Annotated in this window: 20 protein-coding genes; 12 read left to right on the top strand and 8 right to left on the bottom strand. The window is 43.4% G+C overall.

Annotated features, from left to right (window positions below; translation table 11 throughout):
• Window positions 1-247, bottom strand: a 247-nt coding sequence (locus tag H539_RS0110700; RefSeq protein ID WP_026693347.1) for a transposase, incomplete at its 3' end; no start/stop codon positions are given.
• Window positions 248-672: 425 nt separating this feature from the next.
• Here H539_RS0110700 and H539_RS32525 point away from each other — a divergent pair.
• From H539_RS32525 to H539_RS0110675, 4 genes are all read left to right on the top strand, one after another.
• Window positions 673-2,190, top strand: coding sequence for a GNAT family N-acetyltransferase (locus H539_RS32525; protein WP_081415848.1), 1,518 nt, complete (start codon window positions 673-675; stop codon window positions 2,188-2,190).
• Window positions 2,191-2,523: 333 nt separating this feature from the next.
• Complete coding sequence (locus H539_RS31455) at window positions 2,524-2,676, top strand: hypothetical protein (protein WP_155890005.1); 153 nt, start codon at window positions 2,524-2,526, stop codon at window positions 2,674-2,676.
• Window positions 2,677-2,812: 136 nt separating this feature from the next.
• Window positions 2,813-4,183: an amino acid permease gene (locus tag H539_RS0110680; protein ID WP_026693501.1), complete on the top strand. Its 1,371-nt coding sequence runs from the start codon at window positions 2,813-2,815 to the stop codon at window positions 4,181-4,183.
• A 72-nt stretch (window positions 4,184-4,255) separates the two neighbouring features.
• The gene (locus H539_RS0110675; RefSeq protein WP_051348544.1) at window positions 4,256-5,185 is read left to right on the top strand and encodes an ROK family protein; all 930 of its coding nucleotides are present in this window, start codon (window positions 4,256-4,258) and stop codon (window positions 5,183-5,185) included.
• Here the strand turns inward: H539_RS0110675 and H539_RS0110670 are convergent.
• From H539_RS0110670 to H539_RS0110655, 3 genes are all read right to left on the bottom strand, one after another.
• The gene (locus H539_RS0110670) at window positions 5,182-5,763 is read right to left on the bottom strand and encodes a cysteine hydrolase family protein (protein ID WP_026693499.1); all 582 of its coding nucleotides are present in this window, start codon (window positions 5,761-5,763) and stop codon (window positions 5,182-5,184) included. The genes H539_RS0110675 and H539_RS0110670 overlap by 4 nt on opposite strands.
• Before the next feature lie 153 nt (window positions 5,764-5,916).
• A complete protein-coding gene (locus H539_RS28345; RefSeq protein WP_035322368.1) occupies window positions 5,917-6,672 on the bottom strand; it encodes a YqcI/YcgG family protein in 756 nt (251 codons plus the stop codon).
• 98 nt (window positions 6,673-6,770) lie between these two features.
• Complete coding sequence (locus H539_RS0110655; RefSeq protein WP_026693498.1) at window positions 6,771-8,180, bottom strand: DHA2 family efflux MFS transporter permease subunit; 1,410 nt, start codon at window positions 8,178-8,180, stop codon at window positions 6,771-6,773.
• Between the two features lie 483 nt (window positions 8,181-8,663).
• Between H539_RS0110655 and zwf the strand changes: the two genes are divergently transcribed.
• The gene (gene zwf / locus H539_RS0110650) at window positions 8,664-10,172 is read left to right on the top strand and encodes a glucose-6-phosphate dehydrogenase (RefSeq protein ID WP_026693497.1); all 1,509 of its coding nucleotides are present in this window, start codon (window positions 8,664-8,666) and stop codon (window positions 10,170-10,172) included.
• Window positions 10,173-10,300: 128 nt separating this feature from the next.
• Complete coding sequence (gene fsa / locus H539_RS0110645) at window positions 10,301-10,957, top strand: fructose-6-phosphate aldolase (RefSeq protein WP_026693496.1); 657 nt, start codon at window positions 10,301-10,303, stop codon at window positions 10,955-10,957.
• A gap of 40 nt (window positions 10,958-10,997) precedes the next feature.
• Here fsa and H539_RS0110640 read toward each other — a convergent pair whose 3' ends face one another.
• Window positions 10,998-11,474: a hypothetical protein gene (locus H539_RS0110640; protein ID WP_026693495.1), complete on the bottom strand. Its 477-nt coding sequence runs from the start codon at window positions 11,472-11,474 to the stop codon at window positions 10,998-11,000.
• 175 nt (window positions 11,475-11,649) lie between these two features.
• On the opposite strand from H539_RS0110640, the gene H539_RS0110635 reads away from it, so the two are divergent.
• The 4 genes from H539_RS0110635 to H539_RS0110620 all read left to right on the top strand — a co-directional run bounded on the left by H539_RS0110635 (window position 11,650) and on the right by H539_RS0110620 (window position 15,577).
• The gene (locus tag H539_RS0110635; protein ID WP_026693494.1) at window positions 11,650-13,053 is read left to right on the top strand and encodes a protoporphyrinogen oxidase; all 1,404 of its coding nucleotides are present in this window, start codon (window positions 11,650-11,652) and stop codon (window positions 13,051-13,053) included.
• 183 nt (window positions 13,054-13,236) lie between these two features.
• A complete protein-coding gene (locus H539_RS28340; protein WP_051348542.1) occupies window positions 13,237-13,668 on the top strand; it encodes a YybH family protein in 432 nt (143 codons plus the stop codon).
• A 114-nt stretch (window positions 13,669-13,782) separates the two neighbouring features.
• Entirely contained in the window at window positions 13,783-14,586 is an 804-nt protein-coding gene (locus H539_RS0110625; protein ID WP_342664009.1) for an SDR family NAD(P)-dependent oxidoreductase, read from the top strand.
• Window positions 14,587-14,590: 4 nt separating this feature from the next.
• On the top strand, window positions 14,591-15,577 hold the full coding sequence (locus H539_RS0110620) for an aldo/keto reductase (RefSeq protein ID WP_026693492.1): 987 nt from the start codon (window positions 14,591-14,593) through the stop codon (window positions 15,575-15,577).
• 538 nt (window positions 15,578-16,115) lie between these two features.
• On the opposite strand, the gene H539_RS32810 is transcribed toward H539_RS0110620, so the two are convergent.
• Entirely contained in the window at window positions 16,116-16,352 is a 237-nt protein-coding gene (locus H539_RS32810) for a CBO0543 family protein (protein ID WP_245602160.1), read from the bottom strand.
• Between the two features lie 360 nt (window positions 16,353-16,712).
• Here H539_RS32810 and H539_RS0110605 point away from each other — a divergent pair, with 360 nt between their 5' ends.
• Entirely contained in the window at window positions 16,713-17,501 is a 789-nt protein-coding gene (locus H539_RS0110605) for a hypothetical protein (RefSeq protein WP_026693490.1), read from the top strand.
• 4 nt (window positions 17,502-17,505) lie between these two features.
• The gene (locus tag H539_RS0110600; RefSeq protein WP_026693489.1) at window positions 17,506-17,964 is read left to right on the top strand and encodes a membrane protein; all 459 of its coding nucleotides are present in this window, start codon (window positions 17,506-17,508) and stop codon (window positions 17,962-17,964) included.
• Window positions 17,965-18,014: 50 nt separating this feature from the next.
• Here the strand turns inward: H539_RS0110600 and H539_RS28330 are convergent, their stop codons facing one another.
• Window positions 18,015-18,209, bottom strand: a complete 195-nt coding sequence (locus H539_RS28330; protein ID WP_245602159.1) for a hypothetical protein — start codon at window positions 18,207-18,209, stop codon at window positions 18,015-18,017.
• A 198-nt stretch (window positions 18,210-18,407) separates the two neighbouring features.
• The coding region (locus H539_RS28325) for an IS3 family transposase (protein ID WP_035322168.1) at window positions 18,408-18,622 on the bottom strand (215 nt) is incomplete at its 5' end.

Here is an 18,622-nt window from a genome sequence, read left to right as displayed (position 1 = left end):
TCCGAGGAACTTTAAGACGCAGCTTTCCTGAGGAAACAATCATTTCTCTTTCATAGTAGCCATTTCGGTAATCCGTACGGTTTGATGACCGTTCATGGGAACCGGCCTGGATATACTGATCCCTTTCTGTCTCCATGTACTGATTTAAGATAAGTACCAAGGAAGACTTCACAACATCGTTCAAGTCAGATTGTCCAATCTCAGCTTTAAGTTTATCGAAATCTAGTGTAAAATTAATTTGGGTCATCATCAGATCCTCCTGTGAATGTTTCTCGTGGTTGAAAACATTGTAACATGGAGGGCTGATGTGGCCCTTTTTCTTTTTACACAATTATATAGACTTAATCTCTCTAAAGGACAAAAGGTACCAGACTGCTGCGAAAATGTCCCTTAGAGGCTCTCTAAAGGACAAACCCATGCCCGGCTTGCAGGAAAGCTGTCCTATAGGAGCGTTCTTAAGGATTTGCCCGGTAGCCGATAGCTATCATTCTTTAAAGTAAAAGAAGTTTCTATATGTAAAACTCCCAACGGTGTTGTTCCATCAATCATCTCTACGCGGAGATATTTTTCTTTTATCTACTGAAATCTTCATTCTATTACTATCAAAGACTCCCTGTGTATTTTATAATAGTATTATTTCTAAATAAATCCAAAAAGTGAAGAGGTGGGCCTATGCCTGAAATTAAGAAACCCTCAAGTATTGCGGCAGAAATAAAGGAAGATGGATCATTTAACAGACAGGTAAATCGGTTTACAACTCCGTTTGGGGAGGAAGAGGGCTGCCTTCCGGTTGAAAAGGGAAGGTACAGGCTCCTGTGGTCTGCTGTGTGTCCATGGGCGCATAGGTCAGTAATTGTAAGGAGCCTATTGGGTCTTGAGGATGCCATTAGTTTGGGAACTTCCAGCCCGATGCGTCCTGATCTGCCGCATGTGGATTGGGAATTTTCGCTGGATCCGGATAACGTGGATCCGGTGCTGGGCATCCGCTATTTGAGTGAGATCTACAAAAAGACGGATCCTGAATACAGCGGAAGGCCGACAGTGCCTGTTATGGTGGATATTGTGGAGCAAAAGGCCGTAAACAATGATTATTTCAGATTAACCAATTATTTTGAGACTGCCTGGAAACCCCTTCATAAAAAGGATGCTCCAGATCTTTATCCGGAAGCGCTGCGGGAAGAAATTGATTCCCTGAATGACATGATTTTTCATGATGTGAATAACGGGGTGTATAAATGCGGCTTTGCGGCGGAACAGGAAGCTTATGAGAAGGCATATGACGCTTTGTTTGCAAGACTTGATGAATTGGAGGAAAGGCTTTCGGGCAGGCGCTTTTTATTTGGGGATTATATTACAGATTCAGATGTGAGGCTTTATGCCACACTGATCCGTTTTGATGCCGCCTATTATTCCGCATTTAAAACCAATAGGAACCGCATCATTGATTTTCCGAATCTTTGGGGGTATTTGCGGGACCTTTACCAGACGCCGGGATTTGGTGACACCACTGATTTCCATGCCATCAAGGTTCATTATCATCTATCTTCCCATCTTTCAAGCGGAACTCAAAAAGCGAACATTCTTCCGAAAGGGCCAGATCTGTCAGGTTTGAATTCTCCGCACAATAGAGAAAGATTGAGCGGGAAAATAGAGAAATTCCTCTTTCCTCATAGTAAGGATTTTGTTATCAGAAATGCAGAGAGCCATGAGCTCCCCTTTTTAAGGACACAGAGACTTGAGGCCTATGAGGAGCATGCGGCTAAGGTTCCCGCTGATCACTGGAAGGCGCTGAAAGAGGCCGTTTCCTCCAATGCGGATGAAATGCCTGGTGCGGAGCGGATCGTCGCTGTATTGGATGGGGAAATTGCAGGGAGTGTCATTCTGTTTCCTGCTAAAAGTGATGCCTATGAGGGATTTGCGAAGGAACAGGACTATCCTGAAATCCGCATGCTTGCCGTGGCGCCGCTGGCAAGAGGGAAGGGGGCAGCTTCCGCTCTCGTCAAGGAGTGTATATCAAGGGCAGAGCAGCAAGGTTATTCAGCGATCGGCCTTCATACCGGAGCTTTTATGGAAAGCGCCATCCAGCTATATGAAAAGCTCGGTTTTATAAGAGTTCCGGAGCTCGATTTTGAACCAGCTGATGACGGCATCCTTGTTAAGGGTTTCCGATATAACATCGTTCATTCATAAGAATAGTCAAACGGGAGCCGGCGGAAGTTTGGTCCGTCGGATTTTTTCCGTATGCAGGGCAGCTTCCTGGCAGACCATGATTCGTACAAGTCAAACTTCCATAATTCGAGGCGATCTCCCGGTCCCTCAAGTGGAAAACCAACAAAAACCTACGAAAAGATCCTTTCTAAAACCTGAACTTCTTTATAGAATCCTGCGTTTGTCAAATGGGGGAAGATAATTTGTTGAAACATTTATCCATAAAAAGGATTAAAATTGCAAGCGATTTCAATTATAATCAAACTTACCTACACGTCGGAAGCAGCCATTTGGGAAGAGAGGAGGCTCATCGTTTTGAAGGAGACCAATTTAGTTCTGAATCATTTTGTTAAAGAAAATCAATTTCAGTTGAATTCATATTTAACGTATTTGTTTAAACAGCGTAAGACTGCATGTGTTGAAAAGAAAATCGTCCATATTAAGCGAGAATATAATGGAAGGAATTAAAAAATGAATAGTGAAGGCAATAAGCGGCATTTTTGTTCCTAGTCGAGCAGAAACGCCGCTTATTTTTTGACTTGAATGAAAGCCGGGATACTTGAACAAATTATATGGAGAATTCAATACAAGTTGAGGGATCTCCATGAAGGAAACCAGAAAACATACATATAATAAGGGATTAAATGCATTCAGTCTTGCGGGACTCGGTATTGGCGGGGTCATAGGGGCAGGCTTTTTTCTTGGTTCCGGAATTGCGGTAAGAGAAGCAGGACCTGCGGTGTCTCTTTCTTTTTTGATAGGCGGGCTGATAATGATGCAGGTATTAGGCGGGATGACAAGCATTAATGTGAACAGGATGCAGCACGGATCCTTCCGGGTGTATGCCGAAGAGTTTCTAGGTTCATATACAGGCTTCCTCCTTGGCTGGGTCGTTTTTGCATCCAGTATTCTTTCCATTGGCTCAGAGGCACTGGCTATGGGTTTGTTCGTCCATTTATGGCTGCCGCATATCCCGCTTGCCATTCTAGCCACAACATTTATTGTGATTATCATTCTGATCAACGCCATGAACATGCAATTTTTCAGCAAAGTGGAATCCGGGATGGCCGCTGTAAAGGCCCTTGCCATTCTAGCATTCATTCTGCTCGGCGTTTATGCGATTTATTCAAAAGGAGTAAGCCTTCCTTCTCCTGCACCGCTGTCCAGCTTTCATGCTTTCTTTCCGAAGGGGTTCTCTGGGGTTCTTCAGTCCATGCTGGTCGTGATTTTTTCTTATTCTGGAATCAGCGTCATTGCGATGGCTGCTACAGAGGTATCAAAACCGGAGAAACAGATTCCTCAGGCGGCAAGATACATGACATTTGGTTCCATTGGTCTCTATGCTCTCTCCATGCTGGTCCTGGTCTTTATCACAAGCTGGAACACCGTACCTGAAAAAAAGTCTCCATTTGTTCAGGCATTTGATGTGATCGGCTATGACTGGGCAGCTGTCATTATGAATTTCATCGTCATTTTGGCTGCGTTTTCGGTCATGGCCGCAAGCTATTATTCTTCTCTTCAAATGCTTGTGTCCCTGTCAGAGGCCAAAAAAGGCCCGCATATGTTTCTGCCCCGAACAAAAGGCGGCTTCTACCGGAATGCCTGGCTTGCGGTAGGAATTTCAGTATTGCTTGTCGTGGGGCTGAGCTTTCTATTATCCTCCAAGCTTTATAATTACTTGATTTCGGCTTCATCTTATATCACTTTTCTCAACTGGATTGTAAATTTATTGACCTATCTTATTTGGAAAAGAAAAAGGGGAGAAGAGGAAACGTTTCAATCCAGGCTGATCTGGGGAAATACGGGAGCATATGCGACCATCTTGATCATTCTTGTTATGTTTGTTATGAGCCTCAAGGTTGTGGATTTCCGGATGGGATTTTATGCAGCTGCTGTCATCATCGGAGTCATCAGCCTGGCGTATCTATTGTGGCTGAAATTCAGCAGAAAACAAGAAAAGAGTCATAATGCTTGATAAGTCTATACATACGGCCCTTAATTGTTATAAAATATAGAAAATTCTTTCTATGACAGGCGGGGTCTTTCTATGAAAAATATAGACGAAATCAAGCATGAAAAAAGATTGTATATCGCTTTTGATGTAGGCGGCACCCATGTGAAGCATGGACTTTTAAATTGGGAAGGAAGCTTCCTGAAAAAAGGGAGCTATCCAACTCCCTGCCTTGATTTAGACCAATTTTTAGATCAGATGACCCACGCCATCACAGAATATAAGAAAGAGCACGCCATACAGGGAATAGCCATCAGTCTTCCGGGGTTCATTAATATTGAAACAGGATATTCAGAAAGAGCTGGGAGCATCCGGGTACTGGATGGGAAAAACCTAAAGGAATTAATCGAACAGATGACAGGATACCAGGTGGAAATCGAGAATGACGGAAATTGTGCAGCTCTCGCAGAGAAACTGAATGGAAACGCCGAAGATTGCCAGAACTTTATTTGTCTGACCATAGGTACCGGGATTGGCGGGGGGATTTTCATCAATGGAAGGATCCTTCATGGAAGCGGATACAAAGGCGGAGAATTTGGATTCATGCTCACGCCTCCCTCAACAGAAAGCAAGCCATTTATGCATGGAAATGCTTCAACCTCAGCCCTGATACAAAGATATAAGGAGCTGAAGCAGCTGAAAGAGGTAGAAGCAGAAGGGGAGGCTGTTTTCCTTGCAGCAGAAAAAGACCCTGAAATAGGGGAGCTTTTAGATACTTGGTATAAAAATATCAGCTATGGCATTTTTAATCTGGCTGTTACACTGAATCCTGAAAAGATCCTCATCGGAGGCGGAATCAGCCAGCGGGAAGACCTCATCGAGGAAATACTCGCCAGACTCAATCAAATCCCATATTGGGATGAATTCAATATTTCTCTTGAGCCTTGTAAGCACAGAAATGACGCTGGGATGCTTGGGGCTTTATATCATTTCAAAACAAGGCTTGCTGCTGATGTGATCGTTTAAGCTTGTCCATCAGAAAGGGCAGCCTGCAGGATATCCTCCGTATAGGTAATCGTGGCGAACTCATTATGCAGGGCAGCCATTTCCGCCTCATGCACTGCTTCCGGAGAAAAGCGCACCTTCCGATGATCCGTAATTTCAAAAGCCGCCGAAGCATCCCAGACAAGATAATTGTTAAAACCAAGATTTTTGCTCATTCTTGTCGTGGTCGAAACGCAATGCTGAGTGGCGAGCCCTGTAATGACCAGTGTCTGGATGTTTTTTTCATTCAGGTAAACCTCAAGGGAAGTCCCGATGAATGCGGAATTTACATTTTTGGTGAACACCGATTCTCCGGCCAGTGGAGCAATCCTTTTCTTGAATTCAATACCTGCTGCATGTTTATAATATAGCGGAGACTGAGGCTGGAGCGATAGGTGCTGTGAGTAGATCACCTGCCAGCCCAGTCTTCTCCACACATCTAAAAGCCTGCTGATATTATGTTCAGCTTCCGGATTATTTCTCTCGCCCCAGTAAGGATCATCAAATCCCTGCTGTACATCCAGGATCAGCAATGCGGGTATATTCTTAAATTGAATCAATTCTCTCACTTCCTTTCTACTTAACATAATATATTTATTTGAAACTTTATTTAAAAAAACTAAAGCTGAAAATCTCCCTTATAATTTCTGCAGTTTTCCCTTTTTCATTCAAAAATGAAAAGGCATGCCCGGGCGGCGGGACATGCAGATGCTTCATTCCTTGTGATCTGTTTTGATGTTCTTTGCCTTGGATAATTGGTGAAAGGGGCACCTTGAAAGGGAAGAGTCATCATCTCGCAGAAAATACTGCTTCCATTCATGGTTGTCTTCATTTCCATATGTGTTCAAATCCGGGTGAATCGGTACAGAATCATAGTCCGCCAGACGCTTCCGGATACTCGTTTTAATTTTTGAGGAACGGGATTTTGAAGAATTAAAATGTATCAGCACCGATCTTGGAGTAATGGCGAGCATTAAATAAGGAAAATGGCGGCTCTTCCGGTTTTTATGGGCAGGAGTTCCGCAGTACATAAAATATTGTTCTTCGTGGAAACAAAATTCCCATAAGACATGATGGGGATCTCCCGGTATATGCTGGGGCCAGCTCCGTGTATCCTGCTGGCTTACGGTATAGAGCTGGTTCCAAAAAATTTCTTCGTATTCTTTTACGGTCAGAAGCTCGTTTCCATGATTTTTATAAAATAAAATAAGGGAAGTATAGCTCCCTAAAGCTTCATAAGTCTTTGTATATTCTTCCAGGGCCTGCGCAAGTGCGAGAGGGGATGCCGGATCCTTTGGATGCGGCAGGAATCCGTATCGAAAATGCTCAAGCTGATGGCCTTGAGTTGCAGGAATACAGGGGAACGGCTTCTCCTTATCCTGCATTTTCTTTTCAAACTGAGCTGCAGCATCCTGCATCCATGGCTCCAGCTCCATTTGAAAAAGGTCCCTATTTGTATAAATGGTCATGATGAGCCCTCCTCTGTCATTAGAGTATTCTTGGGCTCGATAAGTGTGAGAAATCCAAAACAAAAAGCGCCAGCTAAAAAGCAGGCGCCTTCTTCCAGTTAGTTAGTATTGGCTTCCTGTGAAGATCCCTTTGGATTTTTGATAAAAAAGGAAACAGCAAGTGCGGCCAGTGATAAGATAGAGACAACGATAAATGCGATGTTGACACCGTACATGTCAGGATGCTGGATGTCCGGGTTTCCTTGTACTCTTGCTTCGGTTGTGGTCATAACCGTTACAAGGATGGCTGTGCCTACAGATGCCGCAATCATCTTCATGGTGTTATCCATGGCGGTTCCGTGCGCAAGCAGCCGGTTTGGCAGCAGATTAAGGGCTGCTGTGGATACAGGCATCATGACAAGGGATAAACCAAGCATCCGGATGCTGTACATCACCATGATGTACATAAAGGATGTGGAAGGTCCCAGGTTTATGAAAGCAAAGGAGGCAGCGGTCATGATGATGAGACCGATGATGACCAGCCATCTGGCACCGACCCTGTCGAACAGCCGTCCGATGACAGGGGACAGAATGCCAGTGATAAAGGCGCCAGGCAGGATGGCAATTCCTGCTTCAAAGGCTGTAAAGCCCCTCATATTCTGCATGAATAAAGGAATAAGTGTTTCCGCTCCGATCAATCCCATAAATCCAATCATACCGATAAAAATGGCCATAGGGAAAAAGGAAAATTGGAATACCCGGAAGTCGAGCATAGGGTGTTTCATTTTCAGCTGCCTCATGATGAAAATGAAGAGGGCTATTGCTCCAACCAACAAGGATACGATGGTGCTGGTGGCTGTCCAGCCTTCGTTCCCGGCGCATGTAAATCCATACAGCAGTCCTCCGAAGCCTGCGGAAGAAAGGACGATGGACCATACGTCCACCCTGGGACGGGTCACCTCTGTTACATTTTTTAAAGCAAAGTAAGCAACCACAATATCAATCAGGGCAATGGGCAGGATGATAAAGAACAGCACCCTCCAGGAATAATGCTCCGTAACCCAGCCTGAAAGGGCAGGCCCAATGGCAGGCGCAAAGGAGATGACCAGTCCGATCAATCCCATGGCGGCACCTCTCTTATGCACTGGGAAAATCATTAAAAATACAGTCTGCATAAGAGGCAGCATAACACCTGCTCCGCTTGACTGGATCATTCTGCCGAGAAGCAGCATCCCAAAGTTAGGTGCAAGACCTGCGGCAAGAGTCCCAGCCGCAAACACACTCATGGCTGAGATGAAAAGCTGTCTGGTGGTAAAGCGCTCGAGCAAAAAGGCGCTGACAGGAATCATGATTCCATTCACCAGCATAAATACAGTCGTCAGCCATTGCGCACTGTTCGGCGTTACATGCATTTCAGCCATAACCGGCGGAATTGCGGTGATCATTAATGTTTGATTTAATATTGCGATAAACGTACCCGCCAGTAACAGTGCAACAATAGTCGACTGCTTATAAGATTTGTTTTCCATTTATCTACTCCTGCTAATTTGATATCTGATAAAAATCAGTAGAAATACATATATTACCGTATTTTTTCCCGAATTTCTATGGAAATGCATTTAGAGAAGGAAATAAAAGCAGCCAAAAGGAAGGATCCGAAAGAAGTATGGAACAGTAGCATTCCTTTTAGTATCATGAGCCGGTACGGTTTTATTCCTTACTTAAACAATAAAAAAGTAAAGGTACAGCAAACTTCCATAGAAACGGCGTCGTCTAATCTATAAAGGGGATACAGATATGAAAGAACTTTCACCTTCAGCACTGGATTCACAAAAACAAAATCATCCTGAATGGACTGCACCCACTTTCATTTAAGACTGAAAGCGGGTGCAGTCTTTCTTTTACCTGTTCAACTATTCCCCTGAATGGACTTTCAAACATTGCGGATAATAAGGGAAGATAGGATGGAAAATGATCTTATGGCGGTTTTCATCCTTAAGGAGGTCACAGAATTGGAATCCATGACTTTTGTTTTGTTTGGGGCAACAGGAGATCTGGCAAAGAGAAAGATCTTCCCGGCTCTGTATAATTTATATATCGACGAAAAGCTGCCGCAGGCGCTGTCCATTTTTGGACTCGGAATTGATAAACTGTCTACTGGCGATTTTCAAGAACATGTTAAAAATTCCATCCTGACCTTTTCCCGGAGATTGGAGCATGATGCGGAAAGTCTCGGAGATTTTTTAGAGGTCTTTCAGTATTGTGAAGTGAATGCCAGGGAGAAGGAAGATTACCAAAAACTCCTCGGCATGGTGAAAAAAACAGAGGAGGAACGCGGCATTGAAGAGAACCGAATGTTTTATATGTCGGTTGCCCCTGATTTCTTTGGGATTATCGCTCAGAATATAAAAGAAAGCGGACTGGGCAGCACAAAGGGCTGGAAGCGATTGATGATTGAAAAACCATTTGGCCATGATCTGGCTTCAGCACGCGAGCTGAATGACATTCTTGGCAGGACATTTGAAGAAGAAGAGATTTACCGGATTGACCATTATTTAGGAAAACCGATGGTTCAGAATCTGGAGGCTCTTGAGTTTGCAAATCCGATCCTTCAATCCATCTGGAATAAAGAACATATTGCGAACGTCCAAATTACGGCAAGTGAAACTGTAGGGGTAGAAAAAAGGGCGGGCTATTATGATCATTCCGGGGCCATCCGGGATATGGTGCAGAATCATATGCTGCAGATTCTCATGCTTAGTGCCATGACTCTTCCAAGCAAAATCAGCGCTTCCGAAATACGAAGGGAAAAACGAAAGGTCATCGAGGCAGTTCGTCCCATCGGCAAGGAAGAAGTACAATCCCATATTGTCCGGGGACAATATACATCGGGTGAGATGAATGGAGAACGCGTACCCGGATACAGATTGGAGCCGGGGGTAGATCCTGCTTCCATGACGGATACTTTTGTGGCAGCGAGAGTTTGGATTGATAATGAATTCTGGTCGAATGTCCCTTTTTACATCCGGACCGGAAAGAGGATGCAAGAAAAATCGACAAGAATTGTGATTGAGTTTAACAACCCCTTGAATCTGCATTACAAGAATAAAGATAAAAATGTGGAACCGAATTTATTGATCATTGAAATCAGTCCGGATGAAAAAGTAACACTTCAGCTGAACAGTAAAAACCCTGAAAAAAGCGGCCAGCTGGAACCTGTGCTGATCAATTGTTCCCATGAACACTCTGAATCAGGAGTGCCGGAAGCTTATGAACGTCTGATCCATGATGCTATGAAGGGAGATTCCTCCTTCTTTGCCCATTGGAGGGAAGTGGAAAAATCATGGGAATGGGTACAGCCGATTCTGGATGCGTTTGAAGACAACGCTCTTCCTTTAGATGAATATCCTGCGGGTACTTACGGTCCTAAGGCTTCAGATTTACTTCTTGAGGAACAGGGATTCAAATGGTGGCTCGACAAGCAGATTGCAGGCAGTAAAGAAATGGAACTAAAAAAGTAAACGAAAATGGGGAGAATAACAAGGCAAAACTGAATTCCATGTTTAACGACCATCAAAAGAGGAATACGGATAGAAGAAACACCTTTTTAAATTAAAATTAGGAATAGAGATATAAGGAGGAACTGTTCATGAAATTTTTTATTGATACAGCGAACATGGATGATATCAAGAAAGCTTATAAAATGGGGGTATTGTCTGGTGTAACGACCAATCCATCCCTTGTCGCAAAAGAGGGCATCAGATTCGAAGACCGGATTGAAGAAATTCTCCAAGCCGTGCCTGAAGTGGAATCCGTGTCAGCAGAGGTAACACCACATGCGCTGACAGCAGAAGATATGATGGCTGAGGCAGATGAACTCATCAAGATTAACAACGGCGATAAAAACATAACCATTAAGCTTCCGATGAATCTTGCCGGACTTGAGGCATGCCGCTACCTTACAAAAAAAGGAGTCAAAACCAACGTTACCCTGATCTTCTCTGTGAACCAGGCTCTATTGGCTGCAAGGGCAGGCGCTACGTATGTATCGCCTTTCCTTGGACGCCTGGATGATATCAACGAAGATGGAGTACTGCTCGTAACAAGAATCGCCGAGCTGTTCAGGGTCCATGATCTGGACACACAGATCATCGCTGCATCTGTCCGCCATCCTGATCACGTAACACGTGTGGCACTGGCTGGAGCGCATGTTGCGACTATGCCATTTAAGGTAATTGAACAGCTGTCGAAGCACCCTCTGACAGATCAGGGGATCGAAAAGTTTGCGGCAGACTGGAAGTTTTAACAAGCAGCAAAGCCCCTGCCAATCCCGGCAGGGGCTTCTTTTATAGATTAAAGTGTATATCCTCAGTTTTCAGGTTCATCAGCCTGCCGTAAACTTTTAACTTAGACTTAATGTCCTGTATTTGTTTTTCACAGACTACATTAGTGTCTTTGATTTCATCCATTTGCTGCGCCACATATTTCTTGAAATATGGAGACTCTGTAAGCAGGTACCGTATCAGTTCGCTTGCGGCTTCTTTTTCTTGTTCATTTTTAACTCCATAAATACTTTCCCTGTCGGTGTTAAAAATGGTAATAGTTGAAAGGCTTTCCGTGATTCGTACCCCAAAAAAGCTTTCATCCCCTCCGTAAAAATCATGATTTCTGATCCGGAACAGCTTGATGCCGACCAAGAAGGAGTAATAGGGAGACTCATCCTCCGGGTAAGAAAAGGAGGTAATGGTAAGTGTTGAAAGGTCATCGACATATATTTCTGTTTCCAGCAGGGTCTGGATCACTTTTGCGTCATGCAATTTCACGGCTGAACCCTCCACATATGTAGTGTATAAAGGTAGTAATGCCTAAACTTCTTTTCCTTATTCAGAAAAATAATCGAGGTGCGAAGCAGGAATAATAGGAGAACATTTCTTAAAGCGATATAATGATGGTATTACATATTCTTAATCACCACATAAAAGCAAGGAGCTGTATCTTTTGAAAACAGTGACAGTCATAGGCGGGGGCATTACCGGGCTTTCGACTTTATATTACCTGCAAAAGCTCAATCGTGAATATGATTTACATTTGAACTTAGTTCTCATTGAAAAGGAGAACGATTTAGGCGGAAAGATCAAAACTATACATAAAGATCACTATATTATGGAAACAGGTGCAGATTCCATGGTAGCGCGGAATGCACATTTGATGCCATTCATCAAGGAACTCGGCCTTGAGGAAGAAATGGTATATAACACGACTGGAACTTCCTACATCTATACGGATGGAAGGCTTCATGAAATACCGGCTGAATCTGTATTTGGAATACCGGCAAGTATGAGTTCATTATTTAATAGCACATTAATCTCCCACGAAGGCAAAATCAGGGCCATGAAAGACTTCACCACACCCAACACAAAATTTTCGAAGGAAGATTCCGTTGCTGTCTTTTTAAAAGCATTTTTAGGAGAAGAACTAGTAGAAAAGCAAATTTCACCTGTATTATCCGGGGTATATTCAGGGAAATTGGATAAGCTTACTCTCGCATCCACACTGCCCTATCTTGTGGATTATAAAAATGAATACGGAAGTATCCTGAAAGGGATGTTCAAAAATAAAAGCAGATTTCTATCAGGAAACAAAAAGTTTATTTCTTTTGAGAATGGGCTCTCCCGGATCATTGAACGGCTGGAAGAAGAGCTTTCGGGTGCTTGCATCCATAAAGGGACGTCCATTAAACAACTTACAAGGGAAGGGGAGAGATATAAAATCAGCTTTGAAAAAGGCTCAGACTTCTATTCTGACTTTGTCGTGATATCGACCCCTCACCAAGCAGCCAAGACGATAGTGGGAGATCAGGAATTGAATCAGGAATTCGACAGGCTGGTCAATTCGTCCTTGATCAGTGTGTATCTGGGCTTTGAGTTTGATGATGCTGAACTGCCTGCCAATGGAACCGGCTTTATTGTTTCGGAAAACAGCGGCCTTGATTGTGATGCCTGTACCTGGACAAGCCGGAAATGGAGTCACACCTCGAAAAAGCAGAAACTCCTTATCAGACTTTTTTATAAAAGCTCCAACCAAGCCTGGGGCCGCTTGAAGGATGCCTCAAGGGAAGAATTGATTGAGACGGCATTGAGTGATATCGAAAAAAGCCTGGGCATACAGGAACAGCCTTCTTCTGCAGAAGTGACGAGTTGGAAAGAATTAATGCCCAATTATACCCTTCAGCACAGCGGTGCTGTATCTTCCTTAAACCAGAAGCTCGAGTCTCTGTATCCCGGCCTCTTCTTAGCCGGTGCCTCCTATTATGGAGTGGGTATTGCAGCCTGCATAAAAAACGGGGAGGAAACAGCCGAAAAAATAAGCGGGCTGATCCTTTCCCAAAAAACAAGTAAATAAAAGAAAAAGGCTGCTTTTTTTGGCAGCCTTTTCTTTTACTCATGAAACTGAACTAAAAACCTGATTTGCTTTCTATAACACATGCCAGGGATTGGTTAAGATATATTGATTCTTATACTTGGAAGGAATCTCTGCTATCTGGGAAGAAGATATCTTATATGAGAGGAAAGGAGAGGATACAGCATGGGATTTATGAATATCCAAGAGATCCTGGATAACTACAAAACTTCTGTTTATGAGCAGGATGTTAACCGGTTTTTGTCAGCGTATGCCAGTGACATACATATTTATGACTGCTGGAATGAGTGGGAATGTATGGGTATTGAAAGGTGGAAGGAATCAGTTCAAGAGTGGTTCAATGGGCTGAAGGAAGAAAGTGTGGTCCTTCATGTACATTTTAATGATGTACGAGTAGAGGAAGAGGAGAGTCTGGCTTTTGTTTATTGTGCGGTTACCTTCGCTGCCCATGATCAAGGAGGAGAAAAGCTTCGCCAGCTGACAAACAGATTCACGATCGGGCTGCAAAAAGTAAAGGACTCATGGATCATCATCCACGAGCATTCTTCCCTTCCAATTAGCAGCGAAACGAACGAGGGAATGTTTCATTTACGATAACTTAGGAGCGGTCCGCAGGTTGGGCGGCTTTTTTTTGAGCGGATTTTTTGAGTTTGGAGAAGTTTAATAAGAAAATGGGTATAAGTCCTTTGTAAAAAAACAAGCTAAAAAGGCATAGGACTTTATGGAAGGAGAGGAAGAGTTATTCAACTTTTATCGGGAAGACATATTGTAGTTACGGGTGGTTCCAGCGGCCTAGGCTATTCCATGGCTGAATCACTTCTTCAAGAAGGAGCTTCTGTGGCCATCGGAGCCCGTCCCGGGGAAAAACTGGACAAGGCTGTGGAGCAGCTTTCTGAAAAGGGATACGATGTGTATAAGCTGCCAATGGACGTGCGTTCTGATGAGTCCATACAGGCGGCGGTGGACTGGGTGCGCGGTACATGGGGCAGTCTCGATGTACTTGTAAATAATGCGGGAATCGGTATGAGGACTGTGAATGCAGAGTTTTTGACAAATCCTCAGCCATTTTTTGAAGTCAGCCCTGACTCGTTCCGCAATTTGATCGATACGAATCTGACCGGTTATTTTCTGGCGGCCCGTGGGTTTGTTTCCTTCATGCTGAAACAGGGAAAAGGAAAAATCATTAATATTTCCATGAACCACGAGACGATGAAGCGAAAAGGTTTTGTACCATATGGCCCCTCCCGGGCAGCTACCGAGTCTTTGTCGTACATAATGGCAGAAGATTTAAAGGAATACGGAATTACCGTAAACATGCTTTTGCCGGGAGGAGCCACATTGACTGGTATGATTCCTGATGAAGCAAGAAAAGCCTTTGAAGGAAGCGGAAGCCTCTTGGAACCTGAAGTGATGGGAAAGGGTATTGTTTATCTTGCATCTGAAAAAAGTGATGGAATTACAGGAGAACGGATTGTCGCTGCTGAATTTGATCAGTGGCTGAAGGAAAGGGGATAAGATGATGAAGAAAAGAAAGTTAGGAAGCTCCGGGCTTGAAGTCTCTGCCATGGGCCTCGGCTGCATGGGAATGTCTGATTTTTACGCTGGAAGAAATGATGAAGAATCCATCAGCACCATTCATCGTGCCATCGAACTGGGAATCAACTTCTTCGATACAGCCGACATGTATGGAGTAGGAAAAAATGAGGAGCTGGTTGGCAGGGCTCTAAAAGGAAAGAGGGATTCTGTCATCCTCGCCACTAAGTTTGGCAATATGAGAGGAGAGGATGGTGCCTTTCTTGGTGTAAACGGAAGGCCGGAATACGTGAAGGAGGCTTGTGACAACAGCCTTAGACGACTGGGTGTGGATCATATCGATTTATATTACCAGCATCGTGTAGATCCGGATACACCTATTGAGGAAACCATCGGGGCCATGGCGGATTTAGTCAAAGAAGGAAAAGTCAGGTACCTTGGGATGTCGGAAGCCTCTGCAGCCACAATCCGCGCAGCCCATAAAGTTCATCCGATTACAGCTTTGCAGACGGAATATTCCCTGTGGAGCCGGGATGTAGAGGATGAAATTCTTCCTGCGGTAAGAGAGCTCGGGATAGGTTTTGTTGCTTACAGCCCTCTCGGCAGGGGATTTTTGACCGGGGAAATCCAGAAATTCGAGGATCTTGCTGAAGACGACTACCGGAGATTTTCCCCGCGTTTCCAGGGAGAAAATTTCAAGAAGAACATAGAATTAGTAGGCAGGATCAAGGAAATAGCGTCTTCAAAGGGCTGCCAGGCCTCTCAGCTGGCACTTGCCTGGATCCTGAGCCAGGGAGAAGATATTGTTCCGATTCCCGGTACAAAAAGAAGAAAATATCTTGAGGAAAATATTAAAGCCGCTGAAATCAGCCTCACCAAAGAGGAGCTGGATTCGATCAATGAAGCAGCACCTAAAGGGGCCGCTTCTGGCACTAGATATGATGAAAGATCAATGAAGAGTGTAAATATTTAAGTTTTCGAGGAGCTCAGGTTTGGGCTCCTTTTTTGGTGAAAAAATAATAAATATTTTGGCCAGATGAATTTTGAAGGTTTTTATTGAAGAAAAGTGAGGGGAATCTTTATGGGAAAGCAATAAATTGATTTTGGTATTCAAAAAAGAGAGAAAGCTCATCTGCCATTATGTCTGCAATATACTGGTTCCAAATCATTAATAGTAATCCCACCAACTCCTAGATTAAATTTATTCGGAAAACGCACAATACACACCTTACGATTTTCCACCATTTAGGCCATACCTTACCATGTAAAACAGTAATTTTAAACAGTAATTTCGAGGACATAAACATTTGAAACAACCTAGTTCCAAATCTTCAATAGTAATAAAAACAAAAAACCAGCAGTTAAGAATACTAAACACGAATCGAAAAAAACAAGAAATTCATCCAATAATTCTACTGTGCTTTATTGAAATTTAGAGAAGCCTTTCCTTCTAGTTAAATAATGCGAAGCCAGATAGATCAGGAATTGAAAGGGGCGGAATAGAGATATTCCTAATGATCTAAGACATATATCTCAAGCCAGCTAAAAATAGGTTCACCCACATAGGAAGACAAAACCGCAAAAATTCCAGCCTTTAGGAATGGATTTCCATGCGGCTTGTACAGCAATAGAAACAAAATGGAAACCGGCATAAGAGTTACATCCCATGGAAAATAAGTAGGGAGCACAGGGATTACATTGTAGCGGTAATGCCACAGACCGAATTGATCACCCAGAACGTCCAGCATAAGGAAATGACCATAACCAGCAATTCTCCATAAAGGAGTCGGTCGCTGCAGTCCTTCCTTCGTTTAAAACCCCATAAGATCCATGGCAGCACAGTCAGGATGGCACCAAGCCACCATAGAGTGGAGAAGACGACTTAGGAAGTCCAAATATCAACTTTCTTTTGGATTAATTGATGGATCTCAATGGTATTGTGATCAATCAAACGTAAGACTTCAACTTATTTTTTCATAGCCAGCCTCCTGAATTCTTCTCGGTTAGTTTTGAAAATTACCACAAAAAATATTCATTTCGGAACCGCGATTGGTATGATGGAGGCTATTTTTGGAACGATAATAAAAAATCATCTCATCAGGTGGCATATGAACAATTACAGCAATGAAAACACTGCAAGGAGATATAAAGCGCATGTCAGCATATGGGGCACAACACAGCTGCACCTTCGCAATCCCTTTATCATTGCCTGGTGGTCAGCTGCATTTCCAGGGTTTGGGCATATGCTCCTTTCAAAATATCTAAGGGGATATGCACTATTCATATGGGAAGTGATAGTTAACTTGAACGCCCATGTTAATTCTTCCATGATTTATACATTTGGCGGTCATTTTGATAAAGCTAAGGATGTGCTTGATACCCGGTGGCTGCTGATGTATATCCCTGTTTATGCCTTTGGCATTTGGGACAGCTACCGCACTGCGGTGGATATGAACAGAATGTATCTGCTTGCTGAGCAGGAAAGTCACCCCTATAATACTTTTGCCCTGGGTGCACTTGAAATCAATTATCTGGACAAAAGGGATCCGCGCATAGCGGTTTTATGGTCAGCCTTCATCCCTGGATTGGGTCAGATGTATATCCACAGAATATTGACCGCCTTCTTTGTCATTGTGGCTCTGGTAATATTCTTTTATTATTCTCATGCACAGGAGGCGGTTTCGCTATTGTTCCTGGGCAAATTGAAAGAAGCGTCCTCAGTGCTGCACCCTGACTGGCTTTTGTTTATCCCCTCGCATTATGGATTTGCGGTATACGATTCTTACATTAATACGGTGGAAAACAATAAACTGTTTGAAAAAGACCTGAGACATTATTTGACTGTGAATTATCAGAATGAAGGATTTACCCTCCCAAATGGACAAAAGGTGAAGTGATAGTGTGCATATCTTTTCTACGTTTGAAACCACAAATTACCTGGAGCTGGCCGTATCCACTCTCGAAAAGAGGGGGATACAAAAAGAGTGTATATTTGCTGTTCCCCTGGATAATCGGACAGAAGACCGCAAGCTGATTGATACTATTCACCGTTCCGACGGGACTTCACTTATCGATATAGGGATGGCACTTGGGACGGCACTTTCCGTAATTGGGGCAAGCATCGGTTTTGAATTGTACTTGGGCCCGATCATATGGGGATTAATCTTTGCCTTTATAGGATTTGTACTGGGAGTAGGGATCAGACTCTGGATTGAAAAACGTTTAAACCGGAAAAAAAGGGTATTAAAAGGCAAGCATTCGGAAGTCATTTTGATCATTAATTGTGCAGAATCTCAAACAGAAGTAATTGAAAAGATCCTTTGGGACCATCTGGCTGTAGGGGTAGCAAAAGTTAGATGATGATTCAGATGCATTTGGCGGCAGAAAAAAGGCAAACAAAAAAGCGGCATTCAGCCGCTTTTTTTATGACTGAATCCTAAGAACCGGCTTAATGGTGACACCTTTTTAGAATCCTCAAACGCTTCATTAAGTTCCTCAAAATCATAGAATTTCACAAGTTTATCAAAAGGAAACTGACTGGCCTTATAATAATCCACCAGCTGCGGAATAAAGACTCTCGGAACCGAATCACCACCTTCGATCACTTGCAACAGCAACCGTATGACAAACGCCGACTGCAGCCACCTTAATCAATACTTCATTCGCCTTTGGCAGGGCAAGTTTGGACTTCTGTCAAGAAAGTGGACACTGTTTTTTGAGCTGCTTATTTAGCGAAACTACTACCGCACTTCGTTTGGTAAAGCTTGAAAAGTGACAAGTCCTACACCGGGACTCACCACTTTTTAAGCTAAATGGTTACTTAAGGAGCTCTGTTTCTCTGCTTTCAGAAGATGCTTTCTCTCAAAATTATTGGGAGAACAATAGCCCAAGGTCGAATGTTTCCTTTTTTCGTTATACCTGCTTGTTATATAGTTCGTGATGGACTGGACGGCTTCTTTTCGAGTGGTATATCTTCTGCGATAGATTAATTCCTTTTTGATGGTCGCATGAAAGGATT

The sequence above is a fragment of the Peribacillus kribbensis DSM 17871 genome (genome assembly GCF_000430765.1).
Classification (GTDB): Bacteria; Bacillota; Bacilli; order Bacillales; family DSM-1321; genus Paraperibacillus; species Paraperibacillus kribbensis.
The sequence above is the reverse complement of the archived record's forward strand: the minus strand, read 5'-3'. Positions and strand labels throughout refer to the sequence as shown.

Coding starts and splice junctions, on each gene's coding strand:
- H539_RS28345 (WP_035322368.1), bottom strand. CDS start 6,672: ATGACCATTTATACAAATAGGGACCTTTTTCAAATGGAGCTGGAGCCA.
- H539_RS32810 (WP_245602160.1), bottom strand. CDS start 16,352: ATGCTGGACGTTCTGGGTGATCAATTCGGTCTGTGGCATTACCGCTAC.
- H539_RS28340 (WP_051348542.1), top strand. CDS start 13,237: ATGGGATTTATGAATATCCAAGAGATCCTGGATAACTACAAAACTTCT.
- fsa (WP_026693496.1), top strand. CDS start 10,301: ATGAAATTTTTTATTGATACAGCGAACATGGATGATATCAAGAAAGCT.
- H539_RS0110605 (WP_026693490.1), top strand. CDS start 16,713: ATGAACAATTACAGCAATGAAAACACTGCAAGGAGATATAAAGCGCAT.
- H539_RS0110675 (WP_051348544.1), top strand. CDS start 4,256: ATGAAAAATATAGACGAAATCAAGCATGAAAAAAGATTGTATATCGCT.
- H539_RS32525 (WP_081415848.1), top strand. CDS start 673: ATGCCTGAAATTAAGAAACCCTCAAGTATTGCGGCAGAAATAAAGGAA.
- H539_RS0110680 (WP_026693501.1), top strand. CDS start 2,813: ATGAAGGAAACCAGAAAACATACATATAATAAGGGATTAAATGCATTC.
- H539_RS0110655 (WP_026693498.1), bottom strand. CDS start 8,180: ATGGAAAACAAATCTTATAAGCAGTCGACTATTGTTGCACTGTTACTG.
- H539_RS0110620 (WP_026693492.1), top strand. CDS start 14,591: ATGAAGAAAAGAAAGTTAGGAAGCTCCGGGCTTGAAGTCTCTGCCATG.